Source organism: Olivibacter sp. LS-1, assembly GCF_008245145.1.
Lineage (GTDB): Bacteria > Bacteroidota > Bacteroidia > Sphingobacteriales > Sphingobacteriaceae > Olivibacter > Olivibacter oleidegradans.
Window position 1 is genome coordinate 2,586,477 of sequence record NZ_CP041643.1, and the last position, 12,319, is coordinate 2,598,795.

The following is a 12,319-nucleotide window of genomic DNA, read 5'->3' on the forward strand; positions in this document are numbered from 1 at the left end:
GTTGTTAAAATTTAACGTTTAAACCAAAAAGCCAAGTACGAGTAGGGGGGGTGTCAACGGGTAGATTTTCAGTATCTGCATTGAAATCGATTCCTTCCGGATCAACCCCTTGATGTTTATTGATATAAGAAGAGAAAATCAAAGGTTGCTGAGCACTTACATAAAGGCGAAGTGATTCGGCACCAATTTTAGACGCCCAGCTTTTTGGAAAGTTATAACCAAGATTGATATTCCTTATTTTGAGAAATGAACCGCTAAAGTAGGCCATACTTGTATTATAAACGGGTCGCTCTTGGTTTTGGTTGGGCCTTGGATAAGCATTTGTCGGATTATTGGGCGTCCAATAATCTACGTTTAAGTTGTTATACCTGCCAAACAACGTGTTATGTACTTCATGAAAGGTACTATAGATCATATTACCTAAATTAAAATAAAGGAAGACGGATAGATCAAAACCGTGGTAGGCGAAACGATTGGTCAAGCCGCCTGTAAGCGTGGGTCTATTATTCCCTAAGATAATACGGTCTGAATCATTGATCACGCCATCCCCATTTTGATCCTTGACTTTAATCTCTCCCGGTACCCTTCCGTATCGGGCGGCCTCATCCACTTCATTGCTTTGCCAAATGCCAATTTTTTCAAAATCATAGTAAACTTGTATAGGATGGCCAATAAACCAACGGTTTCCAACATCATCTTGCTTCCCGCCGTACAGTTCGGTGATACTTTCTTTATTCGTAGCGAAGTTCAGGTCGGTGTTCCAGCTAAAACCTTTCTCATCCTTGGGTTTGATGTTCACGGAAGATATACTAAATTCGAAACCGGTGTTTTTTGTTGACCCGACATTTTCCATAATGGATCCATAGCCGGATGTAAAGGGAAGCTGTCTTTCCATCAATAGATCACGCGTCTGCTGCGTATAGAATTCAGCTGCTCCGGTGATACGGCCACCCAGCACGGCATAATCTAAACCAATATTGAACTGACGGGTGGTCTCCCATTTCAGGTTGTCATTTCTCAATTGGTTTGGTCTGAAACCAAAACCGGCCGTCTCATCAAAAGCGTAAGTCGTCCGTTGCAAGAGCCCTTGTGTTCCATACGGATCTATACCTGTATTACCTGTTTCGCCATAGGAGGTCCTAAGTTTTAGTAAATCGAAAACGTTATTACCTTCCATGAAGGACTCATTGCTTATTGTCCAACCCAAAGCGACAGAAGGGAAGAAACCGTAACGGTGATTTCTTCCGAAACGAGACGACCCATCTATACGAGCGGTTACAGTGGCCAAAAATCGATCATCGAATATATAATTGACGCGTCCCATGTAGGATACAATGTCCCAGCGTTGGAAATCACTTCCCGTACCCAAGATTTCTTCCGCTGCACCGAAATTAAAATATTGCATTTCCTCCACCGGAATACCTCTTACACTGATATCGGTTGCTTCGAATTGCCGATGTTGCAAGCCAAATAAGCCTGTAAGTTCCAGTGCGTGTTTTTCGGCAAATGTTTTATTGTATTTCAAAATGTTCTCCAGCGTATAGTTGAAAACCAGGTCCTCATTTCCTTGTGCGGCAGCAGTACCTCCCAGACGGGCATTCGTATACCTTCCTTGAAAATCGCCGACCCGATTTTGAATAAGATCCGGGCCAAAGTTCAAACGGAAAGTAAGTCCTTCAGCTAAGGTTGCTTCTCCGTAAATGCTGCTAAAAAGACGCATGCGTTTGTTTTTGTTGAGTAGGGCCCCCGGTACCAATTCACTCAAAGGATTACTCCGTAATCCATCTGTTGTTGGCCGAAAGATCAGGTTGCCTTGATCATCATAGGGAACACCTAAGGGGTTTTCCAGTAACGCATCGTCATACGGATTTAAATCTTGTCCGTTGGTAATACTGTAGTTACCGAGCATCGAAGTACCAATACGTATCCTATCACTGATCTGGTGATCTAAGTTCACCCGCATCGCATAGCGGTTAAAATCTTGTATAGGTATAATTCCCTTGTCTTTCATGTAATTGAAGCTGACATTGAAGCGCGTCTTCTCCGAGCCTCCTAGAATACTTAAAGAATGATTCATGCTATGGCCTGTCTGCAACATGAGATCTTGATAATCGGTGCTCCGTCCCTGTGCAATAGACGCCAGCTCCACGGCGTCGAATAAACCGGGTGTATTTTGATCGGCGTTTGGATCACTGTCATCGTAGTTCCCGGTTGCCCGTCGTGATTCTCTTTTAAATTCAGCAAACTGTTCGCCGTTCATCATGTCGATCTGCTTATACGCACTGGAAAAGCCAAACCAATTATCGTAGCTTACTGTCGTTTTTCCCACTGTTCCCCGCTTTGTGGTTATAATTACCACACCATTGGCTCCCCGGGAACCGTAGATAGCAGTAGCAGAGGCATCCTTTAGCACTTCCATCGAAGCGATATCCTGGGGTGGAATATCCTCCAAACCTCCGGTAATGGGAATTCCATCGATGACATATAGCGGATCGTTACCGGCAGAAAATGAACGGTTTCCACGGATACGAACCGTAGCAGCACCCCCAGGCTTATTGTTTGTATTGGTTACAAAAACACCTGCAGCCCTTCCTTGCAAAGCCTGTGACGGTTGTGTTACGGGCACTTCGGCAATGGACTGTGCACTGACTGAAGACACCGCTCCGGTTACGTCCTGTTTTCGTTGGCTACCATATCCAACTACGACCACTTCGTCCAAGGCTGTGTCGTCATCTGGCTTGAGTGTAATTATAATTTGTTCTGCTTGTCCCTCCCGAAGCATTTGTTCTGTCGGTTCATAACCTATAAAGGAGACCACCAATACATCAGACGCTGCACTGGATTGGATAACAAATGCACCGTTTTCATTCGTAGAGACTTTTTTGGTACTTCCTTTGATGGCAACAGTAGCGCCTGGAAGCGGTTTCTTGTTTTCATCGAGCACACGGCCCTTAATTTCCCGTTCTTGGAAGTCTTTCGAAAGGGCGAGTATTTCCGATGTTTTGGCTACTGTGATCGAACTTGGCAGTAACCACGGGGAATACAGCAGAGACATGAGTAAAACTCCCCGCCTCAGTTGTGTTTTAGCTAAACTGTTTTTCATTGAATCATTTGTTTTTGTTTATAATCGTTTGGCTTCTTCAGTTGCCTGACAGGCATAGCAATACAGCCAGGTGATCGAATAACCTTTACATGTGCACTATATAGAGAATAAACTCCTCGGAAAGAAACTTAACTCTTCTGTGATCGGTTCTATAACAGGTAAGACCTGTTAGCGTGGTTCTTTGGAGTGATATCGAACAATACAGAGCAAGATACATCTTCAATAATCGATTCAACGACTTTACGGCTCATAATTAATCTATTTAAGTTACATTTAAGATTGGTAGTAATCAGTTATAATCCGAGCGAAGCCTGGCTTCATCAGAACTACTTATTGATAATCAACGGCAAAATACGGTGAATATGTTTTGAATGAAGGGCAAAACGGCCTGTTTTTTTACGATAACGTTATCGTAAAAAATAAGCAGATAAAAAGTAGCGGTTTAAATGAATGCCCTGGCAAGAAGTAAAAAACCAGGTAGGTTGAAGGCTATAATTTATCTTCCGGATCTAACAAAAAGTTAGATCCGGAAGATAGAAGTTCTAGAACTTAATGTCGTCTACAATGCCGTTTGCGCCTGATTCACTCGAAAATCGTTCACTGTATTCCTTCTTTTTTTGGTCTTGATAATCTATCATTTGAGCCATAATATTAAAATCGTTCATCCATTGTGTACCTGCACTGTTAACTTGTGATACCGTTAGACCGAGTTCATCAATGAGCCATTGGGCACCGTCTATTCCATTGTCGTAGGCTGCCTGCATAGCCCCTTGAATTTCAAAAAAATAATACTTGTCCGTTTCCAGACGTTGAAGATTAGCCTTCGCAGTTTCTGATTCCACTTGTGTAGCGGGCGCGTTATCAGGCTGAAGTACGCCAAGTTTCTCATGTTCTTTTACCATACCAAAATATTTGGAATAAACACTAACTACGTTAAAGGATTTGTCATCTCGCATCCGATTATTCCAAGTGACTTGTGCCTCATCCCACATGGGTCTTTCTATGCCAAGGGCACGACAAATCTGTTCTTCGGTACAACCCTCTCCGAGCTTTGCGGCACCTACGGCATAGTCGAATATCGTAACGCCATGCACGGGTTGTAGTTGCGGATCATTCGGGTCTTCTGTTGCGGTGTTCATGGTTGAATAACCCGCCGAAGCCGCGCCTGTGTCAAAAGCTTTCTGATAATTGCCTTGCATATACGCATCAAACAAGTCTTTGTTATTATTGGTGTTTGAATTTTGCTGTTCTGTCACCGCTTTCTTCGCCATATCTTCCAGATTGTCGGTGAGTCCTTTGAAAAGTTTCTTAAACATGGTTATTGAATTTTGATAATTAAAAATTGTTTGATTATCTACTGTTATCTAAATTGCTCGAAGCGCTCATAATCGCTTAATAGGCGATCATAAAAATTCTGATGTTGAGCAGTTAGGCCGGGTAGTATACGATTCATTTCATCTATAAGCGCCTGAAGATATAGTTGATACTTCTCTTTGGCGCTGTCTGTACCAAATGCACGACGATGCTCTTGATAACGCTCATAGAGCTCATTGCAACGCAGCTCAGCTAATGGGCGCGCTAAATGTTCCACCAAACGAACTTGGGTGCCTGGATCAAAGGTGTTTTGTGTTCGACAATAGGGGCAAGCGATATAGGTTGCTGTAAAATAGAATGTTGAAATTTCCAATTTACCTCCGCATTGTTTGCAATGAAAATGATCTTTATAATGTGTATATGTTTTCATGATATCAGCATACTCTTTTTCCAGATCGCGTTCGCTTATCTGGTCAAAGGCGGAAGTCATCATGTTCAGAACGCCAACGTGCCAGTCGTTAAAAATCTGGGAGATTTTGACCAATTCCATAGTTGACACTTTGGGTATAACCTCCTCTTGATAGGTATTAGACCCTTTTTGTATAATGGCGGTGAATTGGGCTATCATACCCGCCTTAAATTGTAAAAAGCTTCTTTTAAAAGGATCTTTGTCTGCATCAGCAATGCGTTGTCCGGATACCTGTATTTCCGAATGCATTTCTTCTGCTCTTTGGTATAGTTTACCCAAAAATGTTTGTAACCTTTGAACTAAGGATGTGTCGGCGTCAACGTCATTTGCGGTATTTGTGTTGGTAGTACTACTTTTGTTCTTTTTATAAAGATTGAAAAAGTTCATCACAGTCTTGTTTATTTTGAATTGTCGTGATCCTTTAGATGAATCCCATTACTTAGTTTTTGCGTTAAAAATTCAAATCCACAGTAGGCACATCGGGTAAGACCATCCTCTTTGGCCCTTCCGCTTCCACAATTCGGGCAGATAATAATTGTTACGCCTGCCTCTTTTTCAGTAAATTTTTCCCGTTTCTGTTGAAGGGCAAGTTGTTCCATGCGTTCAACAATTGATAGCGGTTTCTCCATATAGAATTGTTGTTTACAACTTGGATAGTATTTCTGCTTTTTTTGCTTTATACTCGTCTTCGTCAATTAAGCCACTTTCGAAAAGAGTTTTAATCTTTTTCAATTTCACGACCGATTCATCTTGCGTTTCGGAAGAGTTTACGGTGTTGTCTTGTGAGTTTATTTTCGAATTTGTTTGATTTTGCTGCGTTGCCTGCATTTGTCCCATTAATATGCCCATTGCAATTCCCTGTTGTGCCCCTTGCTGAGCAGGGCTGCTTTCTTGGCTAATAGCAATCGCGGTATTGAATTTTTGGAATCGATCTACGTCACCGCTTACCATATTCATACCCGTTACTTTATCATAATATTGGGTAACTTCATCGGGCAAGGTAGCGGACGTAACGGTAAATTGAGTGATTTCAATACCAAAAGTTTCAAAATATGGCTGAATCAGTGGGGCGATTTTTTTATTGAGTAAGGAAATATTGCCAGCAATGTCTAATACAGAAATATTAGAAAGTGCTAAAGCTTCACCAAACTGGGGAGCAATAAAATCACGGAGTTGTCGCTCAAACTCAAAGACCGTAAGCTGGTGATAAGTACCTGCATATTCTTTAAAGAATCTTGTAATGTCTGTAATACGTACATTATATGTGCCAAAGGCGCGAATTCGTACCTGCCCGAACTGCGCATCGCGTAGCATGATAGGCGCTGGAGTACCCCATTTTAGATTCACAAATTGTTTGACAGAGAAATAATAAACATCCGCTTTGAAGGGGCTCTCGAATCCATATTTCCACCCTTTAAGGCGTGATAACACAGGAACGTTTTGCGTATGGAGTGTATAAGTGCCCGGCATAAAAACATCAGCAATAGTCCCCTCGTTTATGAATAAAACTGACTGACTTTCGCGTACAAGTAGCTTAGCGCCATTTTTTATTTCTTTGTCTCCATCAGCAATCTTCCACATCATCATATTGGGATCCTGTTCGGCCCATTCAACGATTTCTAAGAAGGGTAATTTTGACGTTGGATTGCTCATTTTCTGTTTTATTTAAAAGGTCTATTGGTTTTCACCATTTTAATCCAGTGTTTTTTAACGGGGCGATACCAAAGCTACCGCTGACAACCCTATTTCAAAAGTTAAGAACGTTGCAAAGTAACTACATGTTGCAAAAGTAGCGACTACAAAGTGACTACAAGGTTAATTGTCTTTGCGTTAAATGATTGGTAATAAGGATGATGTGTTTGTTTCTTGCCAAACAATAGCACCTAGCTCAATTCTTGTAAGAAGCGATCTAGATCGGTGTCTTTGTCCAATCCGATTTTTTGTTTGATGCGGTATTTGCTCACGCGTACGCTTTTAGGTTCAATATAAAAAGCCGCGGCAATTTCTTTCGTGTTTAGTTGGAGCCGTAAGTATGCGCAATGTTTCAGTTCAAGAGGGGTGAGCTTATCATTGGACATTTCTTTTAGTTTACTAAAAAACGCAGGGTTGATGCTTTCAAACTCTTTGGCAGATCGCTCAACAGTTTCCTCCAAGCGCATCTCTTCCTTGATGATTTTTTCTACATAACCCCTGTTTTGTTCCGTTTCCAGTTTTTGTAGCTTATCTTTCATTTGAAGGAGGAGGCGGTTTTTGCGCTCAATTTGCAATGCATCAGCCATGGCTTCTTTCTGCATCTGGTCTTTTTGTAATAATAAGAGTTGCTGTTCGGCTTGTAAACGCGCTTGCTCTTCTGCCTGCATTTTCAATCCGAGCTCGGCATTACGCTCGGCCTCCTGTTTTTCTTGTTGTAGACGTCGAGATTTTTCTTCCTGTAGTTTTGTTTTGCTTTTAAAGGAGTTTACCAATAAGCAGATACTAATCACTAAAAGAAGACAAATACCAGTTAATAAAAGGTTTTGTGTCCTCTGACTGTCCGCCTTCTGAGCGGCTATTTTTATATCCTCTGATAGTTTACTGTTCTCATACTGCGCCTCCAGTTTTTTTGCTTGGAGCATCTTTCGCTCATCAAAGATTTTGTTAGTAAAAACTTCTTTTTTCTTTTGATAGAATAAGGCTTTTTTGAAATCTCCTCTTTTAGCGTATAAATCACTGAGTCCTTGTGCTACATTGGAAAACGTATAATACGAAGGAGTTGCCGCTTTTGTGAGCTGGGTATAAGAATCCATTAAATAAGTCTCAGCGAGTCGGCTTTTACCTTGTAAACTGGCTATTTCTGCCAAAAGACCGTTTACATTGCCGGTAATCGTGTAGTTTTTATCAGAAGCTTTTGCAAGCTTTTTGGCAATATCTGCATAAAAAAGAATACTGTCCTGAGTAGATTGCTTATGGAGCGGCTGGTATTCAAAGAAATAATTAGCCAGATTAATATTAGCTATCGAATAAGTACGGACACCTACCTGCTCCGGCGATTTTTTATAAACGCTTGCCGATTTATGAAGATACAACTTCATGCTATCCAAATATTGGCGCTTCTTTGTCTTTTCATAATGAAATTGCATCGCTGTAGCATAGGCAGTATATGCATTGGCAAGCATCTCATTGTCGGCATTTTCCCTTGCCGTAAGAATGGTAAGTTGTGCATACTTTTTACTCAATACCTCATCATCCCAACTGGAATAAACACCATATAAGATGTAATAAGCTCGGGATTTTAGCGAGTAATCCCAATTTTTAGCTAGTTTTAGGGCTATTTGGGCATTACTTACGGCCAAGTCCCCGATGTCGAGGTAATTATAATAGGTTGCAATTGCAAGATACCCGTAAGCTTCTACCGTTCTATTCTTGATGCGTTGGCCGAGCTGTAAGCATTTATTTGCATACTCCTTAGCCTTACTATAGTCGGCATTCACAAGATATTGCTTGCTAAGTTCTGTATTAAGTTTAGCTAACAGAACCGGATCCTGTGGATGTCCTTTCAGTTGTTCGGCTTCTTTTAAGGTGCTAAGATTCAGATCGTAATTGGCCTTTAAACGAGCTGTATACGCTTTTTTTAAATACTCGGCGAGCGAATTTTCCTGCGCGGATAGACTAAGTAAAAAGCTGCAAAGCAATGTCCACAAAAAAATGCATCGTTTTATCATTTAGGGCTATCTTCTCTATTAGAATAACTGAGTTTTTGAAACAAATTGGCATTGCCATTAATTGAAATCGAGCTCTGCCGCGTTTAAATATAAACAAACTTAGATAAATTGCTCAAATATGCAATATAGCCTTGCATATTAAAGCGATTTGACAATTCGTTAAAAAAGACCGCTTATTGATCTTAAATTAAACATTTTTGCTAAAGGTTTAAACAATACTCGCCAAAGTGCTCAATCACCATTGTTATCTTTAGCTAGCTAATACGTGACCTTGATAAAGAGGCCTTTGTATAGGATGAAATTTTAAGTTGAGCAAGCAACAATTACCATTATAATATAAATAAACTAAAGTATGAAACAATTAAAAAAAATGTGGACAATGATCGTGGTGTTAGCCATCTTTAGCACGGCGAAAACATCTTTTTGTCAAGTAATCAATATAAGAACTGTCGAACAGGGGGGGACAGGAAGGTATAGCGCAGTGATGATTACAGAAGCGTCGTTGCCAACGCATACCATCTTTAGACCGAAAGATATGCGTATATTTAATGAAAGGAATAAATTGCCGATCATTGTTTGGGGTAACGGTGCCTGTTACGATTCTCCTTGGGAACATATAAACTTTTTAAATGAAATCGCTTCCCATGGCTTTTTAGTTATTGCCATTGGTACCATGCCCAAAGAAACAGGGGAACAGGTAAAGCGTAGTTCACAATCATCAAAACTATTGGATGCGATTGACTGGGCCATTACGCAAAACGATAAGGAGAAGAGCCCTTATTATAATAAATTGGATACAACCGAACTAGCTGTAAGTGGTATGTCGTGTGGAGGTCTGCAAGCATTAGAGGTTGCTGACGATCAGCGTGTTACTACACTAGTTGTCTGCAATAGCGGTATTTTTGACGATCCGAAGAAAGGGATGCCCGTGCTTCCGGTGTTAAGTAAAGATCAGCTTAAGAAAATACATACGCCCACTCTCTACTTGTTAGGTGGTGAATCAGACATCGCTTATCAGAACGGAATGGATGATTTTAAGCAAATCAATCATGTACCTGTTTTTGTTGCAAACATGGACGTCGGACATGGCGGAACGTATAGCCGACCTCATGGCGGCGAATTCGCATGGGTGGCAACCAATTGGTTCAAATGGCAGTTAAAAGACGACCGTGAAGCAGCCAGGTTATTTACGGGCAATCCATCAGGGCTTTCTAAATCACCTGCCTGGACAATAGACAAGAAGAATATGCCTTAATTGTTAAGGAATAATTTTGTTTCCTTCTTTTACAACAAAACAATTTCTTGCGATTTGAATACAATGGTTTTAATCGTGCCTTTTAAGCCTGTTTAAGCGATTCTTTTATTTTAATTGTTTGATTTACAATTATTTGATTTTTATGTAACATTTAAAGGCCTTTTTGTAACATAAATTTTCAGCCTTTTCTTTTTTCTTAAGTACAATTGCCTAACAATTATAGCTGAATGCCATAAATTACAGCAAGGGTATTCTTTTCCTAATTATAAACCAATATCAAGGAGGTACTATGGGACCATAAGTAACGCTTTCATTTAAGAAGGTGCACCGATATGAATAATGCTCGTGTGCCTTAACTAGCTATTTATCATGACAATCAATTAAAATCACATGACAAAAAAAGGCATACCCATCGTGTTCTTTATTATAGGATGTCTCTTCCTATCAGCATTTCTTATTGCAACCCTGAAAGGGTCTCATAGCTTCGGCGGCTGGCTGCTGATGGGTTTTTTTCTCTCAGTCGCTTTTGGACTGCGTTATTATTCCTTGTTAAAAGGCTATTCTTTTACCGTAATGATATTTGCTGCAGTGAGCGTATCGATGTATTATCCGCAATTTTTTATCCGTGTAGGAGATTTTCGTCTTTCAGCGCTTATCGTGCCGCTCATGCAGATTATTATGTTTGGAATGGGGACAGGGTTGAGTGTAAAAGACTTTGTCGGTGTTGTTAAAATGCCTAAAGGTGTAATTGTAGGAGTACTATGTCATTACATGGTAATGCCCCCGGTAGCTTTTGCCATTACCCGTATCTTCAATTTCCCCGCAGAAATAGCGGCCGGAATCATTTTGATTGGCAGCTGTCCAAACGGATTAGCTTCTAATGTGATGACCTATTTAGCGCGCGCAAACCTCGCGCTTTCCGTGACGCTCACCGCTGTCTCGACGCTGTTGGCGCCCCTAATGACACCCTTATTTATGCAGTTGCTTGCGGGGCAGTATGTATCGATTGATTTTTGGGATATGGCTTGGGATATTACCAAAATTGTCATCATACCTGTATTGGCTGGATTGTTATTTAATCGATTTCTACACGGGAAAGCGAAGTGGTTAGATGATATTATGCCTGTATTATCCATGGCTGGTATTGCACTGATCATCATTGTGATTACCGCTGCTGGCCAAAAGGACCTGTTGATTGTCGGGCCTGCCTTGGTGTTGGCGATGCTCTTGCATAACACGAGTGGGTATGTGCTTGGTTATTGGCTTGCGCGTTTGTTGCGGATGGATGAAAAGGACTGTCGCACAATTGCAATCGAAGTTGGTTTGCAAAATGCGGGCTTAGGGTCGAGTTTAGCCTTGGCAATGGGTAAGTTATCTACGGTTGGCTTAGCATCTGCCGTATTCTCACCAATTATGAATATTACGGGCTCGTCACTTGCCTTATGGTGGCGTTCACGCCCCCTGAAGAATCGGCGTACCGAAATTGACAATCAATAACAAACCTTTAAACAAAACAGTTTATGAAGCACTTTAGCATATTAATACTGACAGTTTGTGTGAGCATCTTTCAGGGACATTCCATCTTTGGACAGCAAATCAGCAAAGGGGAACTAATCTTTTTAACACCGGAATGGCAAGGCGAGCGTTTTGAGGACGGACGTCCAAAAGTTTCCGACGAACTTTTAGATCGCATGAAATTGGTTACCCTAGAAGAAGCTTGGGCTGTATTACGCAATGAAAACTATAACTACCAGTACGAGGACGGTTGGTTGAGCATCAATCCGGATAGCGTGTTGGTTGGTAGAGCGGTGACTGCCGTTTTTGTTCCGGGACGACCGGATATCCATCGTGCGATTGATGAACGTGGACATAATCAGGATGGTCGGATAAAATCGCAAAACTCCTGGACAATAGACCTACTTACTAAGCGAGATGTGTATGTGGTTGATCAATTTGGTGCCCATATTGATGGCCCAACAGTAGGAGACAACTTAGGTAACTCCATTTATGCAAAAACCGGAAATGGTGTAGTGTATGATGGCGCGCTACGTGATATCGGAGGTTTAAAAGAGATCGGTGCTTTTACCTCATTCTACCGATCATATCACCCTTCTCATCACCTTAATGATCCAAAGGGGCGATTAAATACCACCTTAGTGGGAATAAACATACCTACTCGGATTGGTAAAGCAACCGTTATGCCTGGAGATGTGGTGCTGGGTAGGGATGGAGGAGTTATATTTATTCCACCCCACTTGGCCGAGAAGGTTGTCCGTACTTCTGAAGTGGTTCGTTTACGTGATATGTTTGGTCATCAACGCTTACGCGAGCAGAAATATACCCCTGGTGAGATTGATACGCGTTGGTCGGACGAAATAGAAAAGGATTTTTGGCAGTGGCTTGATGCGAATGCTGATAAACTTCCCGTACCTAAAGAACAGATAAATGAACTACTCAAACAGCGCACTTGGTAGGCG

Annotated in this window: 9 protein-coding genes; 3 read left to right on the top strand and 6 right to left on the bottom strand. The window is 41.3% G+C overall.

All coding sequences use genetic code 11. From position 1 onward, the window contains the following. Window positions 1-4 precede the first annotated feature (4 nt). The 6 genes from FKG96_RS10520 to FKG96_RS10545 all read right to left on the bottom strand — a co-directional run bounded on the left by FKG96_RS10520 (window position 5) and on the right by FKG96_RS10545 (window position 8,587). Window positions 5-3,103 (bottom strand): TonB-dependent receptor, encoded by a 3,099-nt coding sequence (locus FKG96_RS10520; RefSeq protein WP_149105506.1) that lies wholly within the window; start codon window positions 3,101-3,103, stop codon window positions 5-7. 542 nt (window positions 3,104-3,645) lie between these two features. Continuing rightward, complete coding sequence (locus FKG96_RS10525; protein ID WP_130857145.1) at window positions 3,646-4,419, bottom strand: DUF6620 family protein; 774 nt, start codon at window positions 4,417-4,419, stop codon at window positions 3,646-3,648. Window positions 4,420-4,463: 44 nt separating this feature from the next. After that, the gene (locus tag FKG96_RS10530) at window positions 4,464-5,273 is read right to left on the bottom strand and encodes a hypothetical protein (RefSeq protein ID WP_130857146.1); all 810 of its coding nucleotides are present in this window, start codon (window positions 5,271-5,273) and stop codon (window positions 4,464-4,466) included. Window positions 5,274-5,284: 11 nt separating this feature from the next. Further along, entirely contained in the window at window positions 5,285-5,515 is a 231-nt protein-coding gene (locus FKG96_RS10535; protein WP_130857147.1) for a hypothetical protein, read from the bottom strand. A 13-nt stretch (window positions 5,516-5,528) separates the two neighbouring features. Then, the gene (locus FKG96_RS10540) at window positions 5,529-6,539 is read right to left on the bottom strand and encodes an SPFH domain-containing protein (RefSeq protein WP_013665905.1); all 1,011 of its coding nucleotides are present in this window, start codon (window positions 6,537-6,539) and stop codon (window positions 5,529-5,531) included. A gap of 230 nt (window positions 6,540-6,769) precedes the next feature. Continuing rightward, entirely contained in the window at window positions 6,770-8,587 is a 1,818-nt protein-coding gene (locus FKG96_RS10545) for a hypothetical protein (protein WP_149105507.1), read from the bottom strand. Between the two features lie 352 nt (window positions 8,588-8,939). Here FKG96_RS10545 and FKG96_RS10550 point away from each other — a divergent pair, with 352 nt between their 5' ends. The 3 genes from FKG96_RS10550 (at window position 8,940) to FKG96_RS10560 (ending at window position 12,316) form a co-directional block, all read left to right on the top strand. Further along, entirely contained in the window at window positions 8,940-9,842 is a 903-nt protein-coding gene (locus FKG96_RS10550; protein WP_149105508.1) for a S9 family peptidase, read from the top strand. 390 nt (window positions 9,843-10,232) lie between these two features. Further along, a complete protein-coding gene (locus FKG96_RS10555) occupies window positions 10,233-11,339 on the top strand; it encodes a bile acid:sodium symporter family protein (RefSeq protein ID WP_130857150.1) in 1,107 nt (368 codons plus the stop codon). Between the two features lie 23 nt (window positions 11,340-11,362). Continuing rightward, window positions 11,363-12,316, top strand: a complete 954-nt coding sequence (locus tag FKG96_RS10560) for an RraA family protein (protein ID WP_130857151.1) — start codon at window positions 11,363-11,365, stop codon at window positions 12,314-12,316. Window positions 12,317-12,319: the final 3 nt, after the last annotated feature.

What these genes read in the sequence shown, in the direction of transcription:
- FKG96_RS10535 (WP_130857147.1), bottom strand. Translation starts at nt 5,515, where the DNA reads ATGGAGAAACCGCTATCAATTGTTGAACGCATGGAACAACTTGCCCTT.
- FKG96_RS10540 (WP_013665905.1), bottom strand. Translation starts at nt 6,539, where the DNA reads ATGAGCAATCCAACGTCAAAATTACCCTTCTTAGAAATCGTTGAATGG.
- FKG96_RS10560 (WP_130857151.1), top strand. Translation starts at nt 11,363, where the DNA reads ATGAAGCACTTTAGCATATTAATACTGACAGTTTGTGTGAGCATCTTT.
- FKG96_RS10530 (WP_130857146.1), bottom strand. Translation starts at nt 5,273, where the DNA reads ATGAACTTTTTCAATCTTTATAAAAAGAACAAAAGTAGTACTACCAAC.
- FKG96_RS10520 (WP_149105506.1), bottom strand. Translation starts at nt 3,103, where the DNA reads ATGAAAAACAGTTTAGCTAAAACACAACTGAGGCGGGGAGTTTTACTC.
- FKG96_RS10545 (WP_149105507.1), bottom strand. Translation starts at nt 8,587, where the DNA reads ATGATAAAACGATGCATTTTTTTGTGGACATTGCTTTGCAGCTTTTTA.
- FKG96_RS10550 (WP_149105508.1), top strand. Translation starts at nt 8,940, where the DNA reads ATGAAACAATTAAAAAAAATGTGGACAATGATCGTGGTGTTAGCCATC.
- FKG96_RS10555 (WP_130857150.1), top strand. Translation starts at nt 10,233, where the DNA reads ATGACAAAAAAAGGCATACCCATCGTGTTCTTTATTATAGGATGTCTC.
- FKG96_RS10525 (WP_130857145.1), bottom strand. Translation starts at nt 4,419, where the DNA reads ATGTTTAAGAAACTTTTCAAAGGACTCACCGACAATCTGGAAGATATG.